9 protein-coding genes are annotated in these 16,780 nt (G+C 69.7%); 3 read left to right on the forward strand and 6 right to left on the reverse strand.

The window, feature by feature from the left end; all coding sequences use genetic code 11:
• Window positions 1-253: 253 nt before the first annotated feature.
• The gene (locus BL254_RS00005; RefSeq protein ID WP_139342097.1) at window positions 254-4,411 is read right to left on the reverse strand and encodes a bifunctional nitrate reductase/sulfite reductase flavoprotein subunit alpha; all 4,158 of its coding nucleotides are present in this window, start codon (window positions 4,409-4,411) and stop codon (window positions 254-256) included.
• Between the two features lie 523 nt (window positions 4,412-4,934).
• Between BL254_RS00005 and BL254_RS00010 the strand changes: the two genes are divergently transcribed.
• Window positions 4,935-6,380 (forward strand): MFS transporter, encoded by a 1,446-nt coding sequence (locus BL254_RS00010; RefSeq protein ID WP_076842160.1) that lies wholly within the window; start codon window positions 4,935-4,937, stop codon window positions 6,378-6,380.
• A gap of 63 nt (window positions 6,381-6,443) precedes the next feature.
• Here BL254_RS00010 and BL254_RS00015 read toward each other — a convergent pair whose 3' ends face one another.
• The 5 genes from BL254_RS00015 to BL254_RS00035 form a co-directional block, all read right to left on the reverse strand.
• Window positions 6,444-7,637, reverse strand: a complete 1,194-nt coding sequence (locus BL254_RS00015; protein ID WP_371389671.1) for a uroporphyrinogen-III synthase — start codon at window positions 7,635-7,637, stop codon at window positions 6,444-6,446.
• Window positions 7,634-7,993, reverse strand: a complete 360-nt coding sequence (nirD, locus tag BL254_RS00020; protein ID WP_076842161.1) for a nitrite reductase small subunit NirD — start codon at window positions 7,991-7,993, stop codon at window positions 7,634-7,636. Before nirD ends, BL254_RS00015 begins: the two co-directional genes overlap by 4 nt.
• Window positions 7,990-10,746, reverse strand: a complete 2,757-nt coding sequence (gene nirB, locus BL254_RS00025; protein WP_083730726.1) for a nitrite reductase large subunit NirB — start codon at window positions 10,744-10,746, stop codon at window positions 7,990-7,992. The genes nirD and nirB overlap by 4 nt, the downstream gene beginning before the upstream one ends.
• 356 nt (window positions 10,747-11,102) lie before the next feature.
• On the reverse strand, window positions 11,103-11,507 hold the full coding sequence (locus BL254_RS00030) for a hypothetical protein (RefSeq protein ID WP_175648245.1): 405 nt from the start codon (window positions 11,505-11,507) through the stop codon (window positions 11,103-11,105).
• Window positions 11,508-11,918: 411 nt separating this feature from the next.
• Window positions 11,919-13,499: a methylmalonyl-CoA mutase gene (locus BL254_RS00035; protein WP_047222717.1), complete on the reverse strand. Its 1,581-nt coding sequence runs from the start codon at window positions 13,497-13,499 to the stop codon at window positions 11,919-11,921.
• A gap of 692 nt (window positions 13,500-14,191) precedes the next feature.
• Here BL254_RS00035 and BL254_RS00040 point away from each other — a divergent pair.
• Window positions 14,192-15,292 (forward strand): hypothetical protein, encoded by a 1,101-nt coding sequence (locus tag BL254_RS00040; protein WP_047222672.1) that lies wholly within the window; start codon window positions 14,192-14,194, stop codon window positions 15,290-15,292.
• A 251-nt stretch (window positions 15,293-15,543) separates the two neighbouring features.
• The gene (locus tag BL254_RS00045; protein WP_052914505.1) at window positions 15,544-16,224 is read left to right on the forward strand and encodes a DMT family transporter; all 681 of its coding nucleotides are present in this window, start codon (window positions 15,544-15,546) and stop codon (window positions 16,222-16,224) included.
• Window positions 16,225-16,780 lie beyond the last annotated feature (556 nt).

A 16,780-nucleotide genomic window follows, 5' to 3' on the forward strand; every position in this document is an offset into this window, starting at 1 on the left:
CCGCCCCGATTCACGATCTTGCTTGCGAGGGGTCATATCACCCGATGTCATCACTCACAGTGCCCATCCCGCCGGACCCCGAGGGCCCGGCGTGTCGGGCCGGAAACACCGATCTTGAAACAGTCCCGGAAGATGATCAGGGAAAGCTCGTCGGTGCATCCAGGGTTAGAGGGTGTCTCATGTGGGGAGTTTCTTCCAGCAGCTTTACACCGATGCTGAGCGCAACAGCTCCAGCACCAAACATCCAGTGGAATCAGTAGACGTCGCGGACGTAGCGGTTGTCGGTGGCGAGCTGTCTGATGTAGGCGGCGGCTTCCTCGGGGTCGAGGTTGCCGTGGGTGGTGGCGATGTCGCGGAGTGCCTGATCGACGTCCTTGGYCATGCGGGCGGCGTCGCCGCACACGTAGACGCAGGCGCCGTCGCGCAGCCAMGCCCACAGGTGCGCGCCATGCTCCCGCATGCGGTCCTGGACGTAGATCCTGGCGCGTTGGTCGCGGGAGAATGCCAGGTCAAGGCGGGTGAGGGTACCAGTGGTGGCGAGAGCTTCGAGTTCGTCGGCGTAGTAGAAGTCGGTCGCGCGGCGCTGTTCACCGAAGAACAGCCAGTTCGGCCCGCGCGCGCCGCGGGCCTGGCGCTCCTGCAGGAAGCCCAGGAACGGCGCGATGCCGGTACCCGGGCCGATCATGACAGCCGGTGCGTCGTCGGCGGCGGGCGGGCGGAAGCGCGGCGAGCGTTGCAGAAACACCGGCACCGGGTGGCCAGGGGCCGTGTCGGCGAGGTAGGTGGAGCACACACCCTTGCGGGGGCGGCCGCGGCTGCCCACGAAACGGACGACGGAGACGGTCAGACTCACCGCCGCCGGCTCCACCAGCGGCGAGGAGGAGATCGAGTACATCCTGGGCCGCAACCGTCCGAGCACCGTCAGCCAGTCGGTGACGCCGGCCCGCACCGGGTGTTCGGCGAGGACGTCGCCGGCCTGGCGGCCCCACATCCACTTCGTCAGTTCGAGCTTGTTGTCGGGGCGCAGCAGGGTGCGCAGCCGGACGTCGCGGGTGTGTTCGGCGACGAAACGCAGCAGGTCCGGGCGGACAGTGGTGATGTCCAGGCGGTGACGCAGCGCCTCGACCAGCGGCATCGGCTCGCCCACGTCGACGACGGTGTGGGGGTCCAGGCCGRTGGCGGCGAGCCACTCGTCGACCAGATCGGGGCAGTTCGTCGGCCAGACCCCCAGGGTGTCGCCGGCGGTGTAGTCCAGCCGGCTGTCGGTCAGGTCGAACGTGAAACGCCGCACCTCCTTGGCCGAGCCGGCCAGGCTCAGCAGCCGGTTACCGACCAGCGGCACCGCCCACGGATCGTTGCGGCTCGGCGCCGCCACCGCTGCCGCCGCTGTCTCGACGGATGCCCGCGGCCGTGGGACGGATCCCGACGGCGGCGGGACGGGAGATGCCTGGGCGGGAGAGGTCTGGGCAGGAGCGGTCTGGGCAGGAGCGGTGACTGGGGCGCCTGGTCGGGGTGGCGCGGCGGCGAGGGCGGAGATGACCTGCTCCAGCCAGCCGGCCAGAGCGTCGTGGTAGTCGGGTTCGCAGTCGACGCGCGGAACCAGCCGCCTGCCGCCCAGTTCGGCGAGACGCTGGTCGAGGCGGCGGCCGTGGCCGCAGAAGTCGTCGTAGCTGGAGTCGCCGAGGGCGAGCACGGCGTAACGGCGGCCGTCGAGCCGCGGAGGGTCCGCGGCCCGCAGCGTGTCCCAGAACCTCGCGCCGTTGTCCGGCACGTCGCCGTCACCGAAGGTGCTGGTGACGACCAGCAGGTCACCGGGCTCCCCCAGCACGTCACCGGCCGGCTCCGCCATGCCGCGCAGCYGTGCCGACCATCCGGCCTCGGTCAGCCCGCGCCGCACGGTGACGGCGGCATCCTCGGCGTTGCCGGTCTGCGACGCCCACAGCACCTGCACCACCCGCGCCTCGGCAGGCCCGGGCTCGGGCACGTGTTCGGATCCGGCCGTCGTGGCGCGGTCGGCGGTGGGTGTCGCGGCGAAGCCGCCGGCGAGGAATCCGTTGACCCAGTGGGCGTCGTCCGGGTCGAACGGCGCCTCGCCGGGTAGCCGCGGCGCCGCATCCGGGACAGCCGGCGCGGCGGCCAGCGCGGTGAGGAACCCGGCCAGGTAACGCCGCTGCGGCTCGGTGAGGACCGGCGGAGTCAGGTCGATGCCGAGCGTCGCGCTCAGCGCCCGGGCCCCGGCGGGCAACGCGGCTGCCGGCGCCACCGGCGGAGCTTCCGCCGGGACAGGGGTGGGAGTAGGAGAATCGATCTTGGTCAGGGCGACGGCGCAGACCTTCAGCTCCGGTTGGAACGAGATCGGGTCGACGGCGTCGCTGGTGACGGCATTGACGCTCAGGTACTCGCCGAACAGGTCGTTCCAGTGGAACGGGGCGAAACAGCCGCCGGGCATGACCCGGTCGGTGACCACTGCCGGCAGTACGACCCGGCCGCGACGGGAGACGATCTCGACCTGGTCCCCGTCGGCGATGCCGAGCGTGCCGGCGTCGGTCGGATTGACCTCGACGAACGGACCGGAGTTGAGCTTGTTGAGCTTGGCCACCTTGCCGGTCCTGGTGAGGGTGTGCCACTGGTGTGGCAGCCGTCCGGTGTTCAGCAGGAACGGATAGTCGTCGTCGGGTAGCTCCGCCGGGGGCAGGTGCGGCCGAGCATGGAAGACGGCGCGGCCGGTCGCGGTCGGGAACACCAGCCGCGGGCGGGTGCCGTCCGGGCGTTCCAGTAACGGCTGGCTGACGCCGTCGTTGAGATACCGGATCGGGTTGCGTTCGCCGCACCCGGGCGCGGCCGGCCACTGCACCGGCCCGGCCCGTAACCGCTCGTAGGTCACACCACGCAGGTCGTAGCCGGTCTGGGGGTTGGAGAACTCGCGGATCTCGGCGAAGACGTCCTCGGCGCTGCCGTGGTCGAACGCCTCGGCGTAGCCCATCGCGGTGGCAACGCGGGCGATGAGCTGCCAGTCGGGCAGCGCCTGACCCGGCGGGTCGACGACACGGCGGCTCAGCGTCAGGTTCCGCTCCGAATTGATCATGACGCCGTCGGTCTCGGCCCACATCGCGGCCGGCAGGATCACGTCGGCGTGGGCGCCCGTCTCGGTCTCGGCGTAGGCGTCCTGAACGACGACCAGCTCGGCGGCGGCCAGGCCCGCGAGGACGGTCGCGCGGTTGCCGACCGAGGCGAYGGGGTTGGTGCAGATGATCCAACACGCCTTGATCTGCCCGGCGGCCATCCGCTGGAACATCTCCACTGTGCCCTGGCCGACGTCGGCGCGTAGCCGGCCGGGGGTGAGGCCCCATCGCTGTTCGACGAAGGCGCGGTCGGCGTCGACGAGCACCGAACGCTGCCCGGGCAGACCCGGGCCCATGTACCCCATCTCCCGACCGCCCATCGCGTTGGGCTGGCCGGTCAGCGAGAACGGCCCGCTGCCGGGCCGACAGATCGCCCCGGTGGCCAGATGCAGGTTGACCAGCGCGTTGGTGTTCCAGGTGCCGTGGATGCTCTGGTTGAGTCCCATCGTCCAGCAGCTCATCCAGTTACCCGCGGTGCCGATCCACTCCGCGGCCTGGCGCAGGTCGGCCTCGGCGACGCCGGTGAGCTCGGCCACCGTCGCCGGCGGATAGTCGGCCAGGAACGCCGGCATCGCCGCCCATCCGTCGGTGTGCTCCGCGACGAACCGCTCGTCGACGTGCCCGCCCTCGACCAGCAGGTGCAGCAGCCCGTTGAGCAGCGCCAGGTCGGTGCCCGGCCGGACCCGCAGGAACAGGTCGGCCTTCGCCGCGGTCGCGGTCCGGCGCGGGTCGACGACGATCAGCTTGGCGCCGGCCCGCACCCGTTCCATCAGCCGCAGGAACAGGATCGGGTGGCAGTCGGCCATGTTCGCGCCGATGACCAGGAACACGTCGGCGTGGTCGAAGTCGTCGTACGACCCGGGCGGCCCGTCCGCACCGAGCGACAGTTTGTAACCGCTGCCGGCGCTGGCCATGCACAACCGCGAGTTCGACTCGATCTGGTTGGTGCCGATGAACCCCTTCGCCAGCTTGTTCGCCAGGTACTGGGCCTCCAGCGTCAGCTGCCCTGACACGTACAGGGCGACCGCGTCCGGGCCGTGCTCGTCGACGATCGCGCGCAGCCGCCGGGCCACTGTCGCGATCGCCTCGTCGACCGTGATGTCGACCGGTTCGCCGCCGCGCTCCCGGCGTATCAGCGCGGTGGCCAGCCGGCCCGGCGCGGCCAGCATGTCGGCGCTGGTCGCGCCCTTCGTGCACAGCCGTCCGCCATTGGCCGGGTGCGCCCGGTCCCCGGAGACCGCGCGTACCCGGCGACGGCCGTCCGGCTCCACGGCGAGATCGAGGACCATGCCGCATCCGACCCCGCAGTACGAACACACGGATCTGACCTGGGACGCGACCACCACACCCTCCCCGCACGTGATACGCCTGGCAGAGACATCCGGGCGCAGTCCGACCGTAGGATCGGCGCGTTTCCCCGTTGTCACACCGAACGTAGGACGCCGATTACGGCAACCACACAACCGACGCCGAGGCTCTGTGATCCGCGAGCAATCTCCGTCCGACGTGCCGAGCGAGCTTTCGCGACACAGCACCGACCAGCTTGCCGCCGCTCACCGTCGCCCCGGCCGCTGACCCGCGCGTCCCACGCGGACAGTGGTGTCAGGAGAGCCACGGCCCTGTCCGGCCGCGTAACACAGGCCTATTCCGGGCGTGGCAGACGGGGCGCTCACAGCACCCATCCAATGCGTGAGAGAACTGTTTTCCGGCCGCGTAATAACCGAGTCGAAGGCTGTGAAACAGCAGCCCCCTAGCGTCGCCCGCGACGCTTTCTTCCCGATGTATTCCCGACTGGCCCGAGGAGCCCATCTCATGAGCACACCCGTCGCGGACCCGGCCCGCTCCGGTCGGCGAAACCGCTGGTCCGGCCGGTGGATCGACGACTGGCGACCGGAGGATCCAGYCTTCTGGCACACCACCGGCAAGAGGACCGCCCGTCGCAACCTCATCTGGTCCGTGATCGTGGAACACTTCGGATTCTCCGTCTGGGTCATGTGGAGCATTCTGGTTGTCAAGATGGGCGCGAACGCGGGCGGCGGGCCGGGTCCCGCGGGCTTCTCGTTGACCGTCGACCAGCAGTTGTGGCTCGTCGCGGTGCCCTCCGGCGTCGGAGCGTTCCTGCGCCTGCCCTACACCTTCGCGGTCCCCCTGCTCGGCGGCCGGAACTGGACGGTCCTCTCGGCCCTCCTGCTGATCATCCCCTGCGGGGTGATGATGTGGGCGGTCCAGCATCCCGAGCTGCCCTTCGGCGTGTTGCTGGCGATCGCGGCCGTTGCCGGTGTCGGCGGCGGGAACTTTGCCTCGTCCATGACGAACATCTCGTTCTTCTATCCGGAGAAGGAGAAGGGGTGGGCACTCGGGCTGAACGCGGCCGGYGGCAACCTGGGCGTCGCCGTGGTCCAGAAAGTCGGCGCGGTCATGATCGCGGCCGGCACCGGTGCGGCCCTTGCCCGGATCGGGCTGATCTACATTCCGCTCGCCATTATCTCGGCTGTCGGCGCGCTGTTGTTCATGGACAACCTCGCCGAGGCAAAGGCGGACTTCGGCTCGACGGCGTCCGCGGCCCGGCGCGGCCAGACCTGGATCATGTCCTTTCTCTACATCGGCACGTTCGGCTCGTTCATCGGATACTCTTCGGCCTTCCCCGCRCTGCTGAAGAACCCGGCGCTTTTCAACCGGCCGGACGTCGCGTTGAGCTACGGATTTCTGGGCGCCCTGGTCGGTTCGGTGGCGCGCCCGCTCGGCGGCAGACTCGGTGACCGGATCGGCGGCGCGAAGGTGACCGTCGCCTCGTTCGTCGTCATGATGCTGGCAGGTCTCGGCGCGGTGGCGTCGATCGGCCCGAAGGGCAAAATACTCGACGAGCCGAACTTCGGTCTTTTCTTCGCCTCCTTCATGCTGCTGTTCCTGGCCAGCGGGATCGGGAACGGATCGACCTACCGAATGATTCCCGCCATCTTCGCCAGGCGCGGGCAGGAGAACGGCGGAGACCCGGAGACCATGCGGCGGGCACGGCGGGAGGCCGCCGGCGCCATCGGTATCTGCTCGGCGGTGGGCGCCTTCGGTGGATTCCTGGTGCCGATCATCTATGCCGAGTCGAACAAGGCGTACGGCACGATCGCCCCGGCGCTGTGGGTCTACGTCGGCCTGTTCGTCGTGATGGCCGTGGTCACCTGGTGGTGCTACCTGCGCCGCGGCAGCATCGAGATCGAGGCCGCGCCGGCCTCGGTCCGCACCCTGGCGACCACCTCAGGCTGACCCGCGGGCGACTGCCGTCAGGACGAGATCCGTCCGGCGGCAGTCGTCGCGGGTGGGGATCGCTCAGTAGCGCCAGTCCTGGGCGCCGACGGCGCCGCGCTCCGGATCGAAGGCCAGCCGGTAGCCGCGCTTGGCCACGGTCTGGATGATGCGCGGGTCCCCGAGCGCTGTGCGCAGCCTACCCACGGCCACCTCGACGGCGTGTTCGTCGCCGCCACCGGGCGGCAGCAGCTCGCGGCGGGCGACCACGTGCCCCGGCCGGCTGGCGAGCCGGCGCAGTAACGCCATGCTCGTCCGGCTGAGCGGGACGACCCGGTCGTCGACAACAGCGGCCTGGCCGCGGATGTCGACCCAGTGATCCGCCACCGGGAGCAGCCGGCCGCGCCGGCGCGGGATCTGCTCCACGATCTCGCGCACCAGCGCCCCCAACCGGGCCCGCGGCGGCTGGATGACGGGGATGCCCCGGTCCAGCAGCGGACCGGCGGTCACCGGCCCCACGCACGCCGCCGTCACCGGACCGACCAGCGCCTCGTGCACGGCCTCGCCGAGGCCCAGCTCGTCCGCGGTCCGCAGGAAGCTCATTGCGGCGGGTGCGCTGGTGAACGCGACCGCGTCCACCTCGATGGTCGCGACCGTGTCGATCAGCCGCCGCAGCGGTGCGGTGTCCTCGGGCGCGATCCACCGGTACACCGGGACCTCGATCACGTCCGCGCCCGCGAGCCGCAGGGTCTCGACGAGGTCGGGCAACGGTTCGCCGTGCAGTTGGACGGCGATGCGCCTGCCGGTCAGGTCGTACCGCTCGATGAGGTGCTCCAGCACCTCGTTGGAGGATTCCGACTCCGGCGACCATGCCTCACGCAGCCCGCAGGCGCGGATCGCGCCCCGGGCCTTGGGCCCGCGGGCAAGCAGGTTCGCGGAGCCAATGGCCTTGCAGAGCGGCTCCCGCAGGTCCCAGGCGTCCGCGGCATCCATCCAGCCGCGGAAACCGATCCCGGTGGTGGCGACGACAACGTCCAGCGGCGCGGTCAGGCAGCATTCGGTCGCGTGCCGTAGCTGGGTGTCATCCGCCAGTGGCACGATTCGGATCGCCGGTCCGTAAAGGACCCGCGCACCGCGACGCTCAAGCGCGGCGCCGAACTCCTCCCGGCGGCGTGCCGCGGTGATCCCGACGGTGTAGCCGGCCAGCGGCTCGACGCCGGCATCACGGACGGCACCGTCATCACGGATGGCACGGTCACGGACTGGTCCAGCACTCACGCAACCCTCACCTCGACCATTCCCGCGCGGGCACGGACCTCGTATACAGGCACCGCGACGTCCTGGTTGTCCAGGCATTCCCCCGTGCGCAGATCGAAGACCTGCTTGTGCAGCGGGGACGCGACGGTCGGACGCTCCGCCCTGGTCCCGACGATGCCCCGCGACAGCACCCACGCGCCGGTGAACGGGTCCTGGTTGCCGATCGCGAAGAGGGCTCCGTCATGCGCGCGGAACAGCGCGACCTGGATCTCACCGACCAGCGCGGCCACCCCACGCTCGGGCAGCAGTTCATCATAACGGCACACCGCGGTCCACATCGTGTCGGCGTCCTCGTCCATCTGGYTCGGGGCGGTCATCGGAACGCGTCGGGGGCCGGGGCGTCTCCGACCGCGACTGCCGCTCGCGCCGGCTCGTCGCCGTCGGCCCCGCCCGCGGTGCCGGTCAGGTCGTCGGCACCGCGGGCAGCGGGGACGGCAGGGACAGCGAGAACGGTGGGGCCGGCGCCTGGGACCCCCCGGCTCGGTGCCGGAAGCGGCACCGGCCGCGGCTGATCACGTTCTGTTATGAAGGTGATGCTCGGGTCGGGGGTGTCCGGCGCGTTGACGAACGAGGTGAACCGACGCAGCCGCTCGGGGTCGTCGAGCACCGCCGCCCACTCGTCCTCGTAGGAGGCGACGTGCCGCCTGATCGCCGCGTCGAGTTCCGCGGCGATACCCAGCGTGTCGTCGACCAGGACCGAGCGCAGGTAGGCGAGCCCGTCGACGTGGTCACCGCCGTTACCGGCCGACAGCGACTCGACCCAGCTCGACGTGCGCTGCAGCCGGTCGGCCGTGCGGATGTAGAAAACGATGAACCGGTCGATCGTCCGGACCAGGGTCTCGGTGTCGACGTCGGTGAGCAGCAGATCCGCGTGYCGAGGCCGGAAGCCGCCGTTACCGCCGACGTAGAGGTTCCACCCGTTCTCGGTGGCGATCACGCCGATGTCCTTGCCCCTGGCCTCGGAGCATTCCCGCGCGCAGYCGGAGACCCCCGCCTTGATCTTGTGGGGTGAGCGGRTGCCGCGGTAGCGCAGCTCGAGTTCGATGGCGAGCGCGACGGAGTCCCCGACGCCGTAGCGGCACCAGGTCGATCCGACGCAGGACTTCACCGTGCGCAGCGCCTTGCCGTAGGCGTGTCCGGACTCGAAACCGGCGTCGACCAGCCGCCGCCAGATCGCCGGCAGCTGCTCGACCCGGGCCCCGAGCAGGTCGATGCGCTGACCGCCGGTGATCTTCGTGTAGAGCCTGAAGTCGCGGGCGACCTCGCCGATCGCGATCAGTTTCGCCGGGGTGATCTCACCGCCGGGGACGCGCGGTACCACCGAATAGGTTCCGTTGCGCTGGATGTTGGCCAGGAAAGCGTCGTTGGTGTCCTGGAGCGCGGCCTGCTCGCCGTCCAGAACATGACCGTTCCCCAGACTGGCGAGAACCGAGGCCACGACCGGTTTGCAGATGTCACAACCCCGGCCCCGCCCGTATTCGCCGACCAGCTCACTGAAGGTCCTGATCTGGTTGACGCGGACGATATCGAACARCTGGGCGCGGGAATAGTCGAAATGTTCGCACAGCGCCGGGCTGACCGCCACTCCGCTCTCGGCAAGCAGCGTTTTGAGCATCGGGACGCAGGACCCGCAGCCGGTGCCGGCCTTCGTGCGGGCCTTGATGTCGGCGACGGTGGTGAGGTCTGATTCGACGATCGCGGTGTCGATCGCGTCGCGGGTCACCGCGTGGCAGGAGCAGACCATCGCGTCGGCTGGCAGGGACCCGGTGACGGCCACTCCGTCACCGCTCGGCGCGAGTATTGCGAGTGGATCGCCGGGTAGCGGCCGGCCGACCAGCGGCCGCAGCGCCGCGTACTTCGAGGTGTCCCCGACCAGCACGCCGCCGAGCAACGTCGTCGCGTCGTCGGAGACGACGAGCTTGGCGTAGGCCCCGCCGACCGGATCACTGACGATGACTTCCAGCGCGCCGTCGGCGGTCGCCAGCGCGTCGCCGAAGCTCGCGACGTCGACTCCGAGCAGTTTGAGCTTGGTGGCGGTGTCCGCCGCGCCGAACTCGGCCGCGCGGCCGACGAGCCGGTCGGCGAGCACCGTGGCCATCGTGTAACCGGGTGCCACCAGCCCGTAGACCCGGCCGTCGACGCAGGCGCACTCGCCTATCGCGAAGACGGCGGGGTCGGAGGTCCGGCAGGCGGCGTCGACCAGCACACCGCCACGCTCGCCCACCGCCAGTCCCGCCGCCCGGGCGAGCTGGTCGCGGGGACGCACCCCGGCGGCAAACACGACCAGGTCCACGGACAGCAGAGTTCCATCACCCAGCGTTACCGACATCGGCTCCCTGGCCGCCGCTGCCCCGGCTACCGAGGCCGCGAAGGTGCCCAGGTGGACGGTGACGCCGAGTTCCTCGACGAGCCGGCGCAGCAGCGCGCCGCCGCCACCGTCGACCTGCAACGGCATCAGCCGCGGGGCCATCTCGACGACGTGCACGGACAGCCCGAGCAGGCGCAGCGCCCGCGCGGCCTCCAGGCCGAGCAGGCCGCCGCCGACGACAAGGCCCACCGGCGCGGCTCCGCCGCCAGTGGCCTTGCTGCCAGTGGTGTCGGTCTCGCCAACGGCGACCCGGCCCGTTGCGTGCAGCGCCGCCGCGCGGATGGCATCCAGGTCGTCCAGGGTCCGGTAGACGAAGCAGCCGGGAAGGTCGGCACCAGGTACGGGCGGGACGAACGGGTAGGAACCGGTCGCCAGCACGAGCCCGTCGTAGCCGAAGGCCCGGCCGTTGCTGGTCGTCACGGTGCGTCCCGCCCGGTCGATGGCGGTGACGGCCTCGTCGAGGTGCAGGACGTAGTCGCGCCCGTCGTAGCAACCGTCGGGGACGAGGTCCAGCGCGTCCGGGTCGACCCCGTCGAAGTAGGAGGACAGCGCGACCCGGTCATAGCAGCGGCGGGACTCCTCGCCGAGCACGGTGACCTGCCAGCCACGGTCGACGTCCCGCTCCCGCAACGCCTCGACGAACCGCTGGCCAACCATGCCGTTGCCGACGACGACGAGCCGACGGCCCGCATCCGTTCGCATGACCAACACCTCTTTCGCCCGGATCCGAACCGGCCCGACTCCGCGACATCCTGGCGAGGCGTTGTTAGCCGGACCGTTCAGGGACATTAACCCGAGGGAAATTTGGCCTCACCGCCCGCGCCGGGCCGTTGTGCGTTTACTTCTCGCGCCGCCGCCGAAAACAGAACATACTCGGCCGATCGGAACCGTTTCCTGCCGCGTGGACGACACGGAAAAGAATATGAATACGGCATCGCCGGCCATGCCAACCCGCTTCGGTTCCCGAACGCGGCTACATCTTCCGCGGCACCCCGACCATCACAGCGATCACGATCTGGCTCCGTGGTCGATCCCGTCCAGGAGCCGTCAGACACGCTCTAACGCGAGCGCAGGGCACGGATGAAGCGGGTGGCTTCGGGGCGGATGGATGCCGGAACCCGCAGCATCTGGGGGCCGGCGGGGGTTGCCAGGGGGATGATGATCAGATCACCGTGCTTGCGTCCCTGTGACGCCGACACCATCCGCCGGTCGAAGGCGACGTCGAAGTAGTCACCGGGCCGGGGGAAGGGCGCGACGACCAGCAGGCGGCGGGTGGTGAGCAGAATCCAGCGGGACGTCCCGAGGCGGTGCCCGATGAACCGTTCGGCCCGCGCGGTGAACGCGCCCGGGCTGGCGGGGTCGGTGAGCCGGCCCCGGAGCACGACCTCGGTGAACTCCCCCGGCTCCAGCGGAACCTCCGGCGGGCGAGCCTTCCGTGCTGGATGTACGCGCACACCGTCCAGCCTTCCACCACGAACGCCGTCCGCGCGGGGCCGGCGCCGGCTGCCCACACCCACCCGTCCTCCTGAGCGCTCCCGACCTCGCCCCTTCCCCTGGACACCGTCCGTGCGGGAGCGTCTCCGACGTCCACGCGGCGCCGTCCCCGATGCCCGCCCGGACGAACCCGCCTCCACCCGGCCCGGGCCGAGCTCGGCTCGGCGTTGTGATACTTACCGACCGCTGGCGGATCCTTGTGATACCAAACGGCCCGGTAGGTATCACAAGACCGCCGTCGCAGGGCCGCCGGGGTTTCGCCCGCGCCCGGTCGCCGGGATGCGGGCGGAAGCCCGGCAAGGTCGAGGAGCCGCCGCGTACCCGGAGGGTACGCAAGGTGACGAGAAACGCCGCCGGGGTTTCGCCCGCGCCCGGCGAGGTCAGAAGGCGTCGGCGGGGTGGTAGATCCCCCAGACGGCGCGCAGGGCGTGGCAGACCTCGCCGACCGTGGCCCGGGCGCGCAGCGCCTCCTTGAGCGGGTAGAGGACGTTGTCGCTGCCCTGCGCGGCGGCCTTCACCTCGTCCAGCCGGCGGGTCACCTCGGCGTTGTCGCGGTCGGCGCGCAGGGCGGCCAGCCGGGCCGACTGGTCGGCCTCGATCGCCGGGTCGACCCGCAGCGGGTCGTACTGCTCCTCCTGCTCGGCACGGAACCGGTTGACGCCGACCACGGTGCGCGAGCCGTCCTCGATGCCCTTCATGACCGCGTAGGCGGAGTTCTCGATCTCGCTCTTCTGGTAGCCCTGCTCGATCGCGGCGACGGCTCCGCCGCGCTTCTCGACCTGCTCCATGAGCTCACGGGCGGCATGCTCGACCTCGTCGGTGAGGGCCTCGACCGCGTAGGAACCGGCGAACGGGTCGACGGTGGCGGTGATGTCCGTCTCGTAGGCGAGCACCTGCTGGGTGCGCAGCGCCAGCGTCGCGGCCTTGACCGTCGGCAGGGCGATGGCCTCGTCGTAGGAGTTCGTGTGCAGGCTCTGGGTGCCGCCCAGCACGGCGGCGAGGCCCTGTATCGCGACCCGGACCAGGTTGACCTCGGGCTGCTGCGCGGTGAGCTGCACGCCCGCGGTCTGGGTGTGGAAACGCAGCATCATCGACTTGGGGTTCGTCGCGCCGAAGGTGTTCTTCATCACGTCCGCCCAGATCCGGCGGGCGGCGCGGAATTTCGCCACCTCCTCCAGCAGGGTCGTGCGGGAGACGAAGAAGAAGGACAGCCGGGGAGCGAACTCGTCCACCGCGAGTCCCGCCTCGACGGCGGCCCGGACGTAGGCGATGCCGTTGGCGAGTGTAAAGGCGATCTCCTGCGCGGGAGTGGCTCCGGCCTCGGCCATGTGGTAGCCGGAAATCGAGATCGTGTTCCACCGGGGAATCTCGTTGCGGCAGTATGCAAACGTGTCGGCGATCAGCCGCAGGGACGGTGCGGGCGGATAGATGTAGGTACCGCGGGCGATGTATTCCTTGAGGACGTCGTTCTGAATGGTTCCGGTGATCTTCGAGCCGGGGACGCCCTGCTCCTCGGCGACCAGCTGGTACAGCAGCAGCAGGACGGACGCCGGCGCGTTGATGGTCATCGACGTGGAGACCTTGTCCAGCGGGATGCCGGCGAAGAGCACCCGCATGTCCTCGATCGAGTCGATCGCCACCCCGACCTTTCCGACCTCGCCGTGAGCGATCGGGTCGTCAGAGTCGTAACCCATCTGGGTTGGCAGGTCGAACGCGACCGAAAGTCCGCCGGTGCCCGCGGCGACAAGCGAGTGATACCGCTCGTTGGACTCCCTGGCGGTACCGAAACCGGCATACTGCCGCATTGTCCACGGCTTGCCGGTGTACATGGTCGGGTAGACGCCCCGGGTGAACGGATACTCACCGGGTGAACCCAGGCGCTCCGTCAGGCCCGCGGGCAGATCGGATGCACTGTAAACCGGCTTGATCGGCTGGCCGGACTCCGACAGACGCTCGCTCATGGCCAGATCGTAGGGAAACCCGGCCCACTCATGCGCGATTCTCGCGCCGGGTTCACCGCTGTCACGGCAACGGCCTGACGGGATCGCCGCCGGGATGGCCAACGCGCTGGCGAGGAGCGAGGGCTGAACCACTCCGGATGCGCCAGCCGACGCCCGGCAGGGTGGCGCCGTCCGCGGAGCCGCTGGGCGGGTTGGCCTTCCGCCAGACGGTGCCCGGCGGGCTGGCGGCGGGAGGCAGGTGCCGACGCCCACCGTCACCGCGAGCGCTCGGCGCGACCGGCCCGTGCGCCGCACCGGGCGGCTCCGGACGACCGCGGGTGACATCAGGTGGCGCTGTCCGTCCCGACCGCCGTCCCCGGGAGCGATTCGACGACAGCGGTTCGCTGGCCCGAGGCGCACCACGCCGTCCCGTCGTCCCGAGACGACCCGCCGGCCGGGGCCACCCGGTGGCCGTGCCCCGGCGACGGTCGTCCGGGTCCGGCCACAAAGCAGGCAAAAGCGATTATTCTTGTCGGCGCTCACCGGGAAAACACACATGTGCCCGCGATTACGTCTACCGTTGATGGAAAGGCTCCACGGCGCACGCCACCACCGGCGGAACCGACGCGCGGCCGCGCGGGTTCACGCTGCCCGGCCGGCGCGACCCGCCGGGAGTCCGATCGGTTGTTTCCAGGACGGGAACGGGGCTGCCCATGACCGGCGACACCATAACCCAGTTGACCGTCGAGACGATCAGGGCGGAGCTTGTCGCGCTCTCGGCGGGGCCGGGTTTGAACGTCGAGAAACTCAGGAGTTCACCACTGGTACGGCTGCTGCCCGCGGCACCTGGAGAATGGTCGGACGACCAACGCGCCGCCGCATTACAGAACATCATAGCCGAGTGCTGTCACGCCATCCCCCAGGAAAAACTGCGGACCGGCGCCCAGATCGGTTTCAATATTGACGGCGAGAATCCGGACGAGCCGTCCCTGACAGCCCGGATAGACGCGCTCGCCCGCCGTCGGGGCCGGCACGAGCGGACCGTACGGGAATGGTTCTATCGGGGGACCGTCGAGGCCGCGCTCCTGCTCAGGCAGCGGGTCGCGGAGCTGGGGACCGGTGCCGGCTGGCAGGACTACCTGACCGGCAGCGGCGCACCGGGCCCCCTCGACGCCAGCCGGCCGCGGTTTCTCCTCGACCGGGCTGAGCTGCTGGTACGACTTTCCGGCCGGATCCCGACGGAGGTGCTGATATTCCGGTCCCTGGTCGCCCTCGACGAAGGAGTCGATCACTACGTCGCGACCGCCCGCTATCACAGCGACCCGCGCCCCGGGGTGATCTCCGTCGAAGCGCTGGCGAACTGTGCCGTCCGGCGCTCCACCTTCGCTCCGAACGGGTACGAGGTGACCGAGCTCGAGTTTTCGACGGCGCTTTCTCCTGGCGACCGGATTGCCTTCGCGTACCGGCTRCGAGTACACACCGACCGCGAGATGGCACCAGTTCTGAACTACGTACCGAAAGCACAGCAGAACAGTCGACACATACTGCAGCTCCAGTTCGACCCGACGGTACCACCGGTTCGTGTCTGGTATTTCAATGGTGTGCTCGGCCCGGAGACCCGGCTGCACCCGGAGGATGAGGAGCACTGGCTTGTGCCGAGCAGCCTCGGATACGTCCGCAAGGACTTCGTCGAGCTTTCCCGCGGGCTCCACTACGGCGTGGCCTGGGACTGGCCCCGCAACTCGCACGGCCCGGTCACCCGGGAACGCCCGGACCACGACTTCCGGCCCGCCGCCGGCCCCCCTGGCAGCTGACACACAATCATGATCAACCGTCGGCCGTCAGGCGTCGGCCCGACGTGACCGGACCGTCGACACCAGCGATCCGTAAAAGACCAGGAACAGTCAGTGATGACCATCCACTCGCTCCAGAAGGAGAACGCCGTCTCGACCAGGCTGCCGTGGCCGGCACAGCCCGGTCCGTGAGGACCGGGCCACCACGGCCGGACACAGCCCGGTCCGTGAGGAGCAGCCACCCGTTCCGGGCGGGGAGAGCTGCGGCTCCCGTGCTGGTACTGGGTCAGATCACCAGTCTGCAGGTGGGGTCGGCCATGGCCAAGGGAGCCTACGACCATGTCGGTCCCACGGCTCTGGCCGGTATGCGCCTCACCTTCTCAGCCATGATCATGATACTGCTGGTACGCCCCCGCCCACGTCGGATCGCGGTTCACCAATGGCGGGTCGCGATCTCGCTCGGTCTTGTCCTCGCGGCAATGAACGTGGCGTACTTCCAGGCAATCGGTCACCTGCAGATCGGCGTGGCCTCCACCCTGGAGCTGCTCGGCCCACTGACGTTGTCGATCGTCCTGTCCCACCGGTTGGAACACCTTGCGGCAGCATTACTGGCCCTGACGGGTGTGCTGCTGCTGACCGCTTCGGCTCCATCGCTGAGCCTTCTCGGAATCCTCCTGGGCGTGCTGGCCGCGCTGTGCCGGGCCGGGTACACGGTTCTGAACCAACGGGTCGGGCATCTGTTCCCGGACTGGAGCGGCCTCACGGTGGCGCTGGCCGTCGGAGCCTGCATTCTCGCGCCGGTCACCGCCGCCACCGACGCAAACACCGTGGCTGCGCATCCGTCCGTCCTCATAACCGGTCTCGGGGTGGCCCTGCTGTTGGTGCCGGCGTCGGGTTCGCCGTACTCCACGAACATCTCACCGTACGGCAGATCTGCGCGATTGCCCTGGTGATCGCTGCCAGCGCCTGGTCGGTGAGCCTGGACCGGCCGCCGCGGAGCGGCAGATCCCCAAGCGGGACCAGCCAGGACACGCCGAACATCGACCACCGCTGACCAGGTGCGGGTGGCACGATTCATGGCTCATATGACCCTGGATACCGTTCCAGCGGCACCGGAATCACAACCATCGCAGCGTCGACGACGGCTGTCGCCGGCGGACCGGATCCGGTGAAGGTATGCGTTTCAGCACACCGGCCTCGAATTTCACAGGGTGATCGCCCATTGGGTACGCCAGATATGAGAGGTGTTCCTGAGTCGGGAGGATCAGCCTGGTCGCGGATCTGCCTGTCGATGACGRCCACTCACCATCGGCCCGGGCAAGGCGTCTTCCCGCGCAAGCCGTAGGTGGAAACCGTCATCACGACGACCGTTTTCACCTACGGTCTCCGCGGCTGTAGGTGAAAACCGCTGCGATAACGACGGTTCTCACCTACTGAGTMGCCTGCGTGGGCGGTGACGCCACAAGGATGACGTCACAAGGATGAAGCAGCGGCAGGACGGTGGCGGAA

The organism is Protofrankia sp. BMG5.30 (assembly GCF_001983005.1).
Taxonomy (GTDB): Bacteria; Actinomycetota; Actinomycetes; order Frankiales; family Frankiaceae; genus Protofrankia; species Protofrankia coriariae.

Excerpts from the sequence above, each read along its gene's own strand:
- BL254_RS00035 (WP_047222717.1), bottom strand. The coding sequence starts at position 13,499 with ATGAGCGAGCGTCTGTCGGAGTCCGGCCAGCCGATCAAGCCGGTTTAC.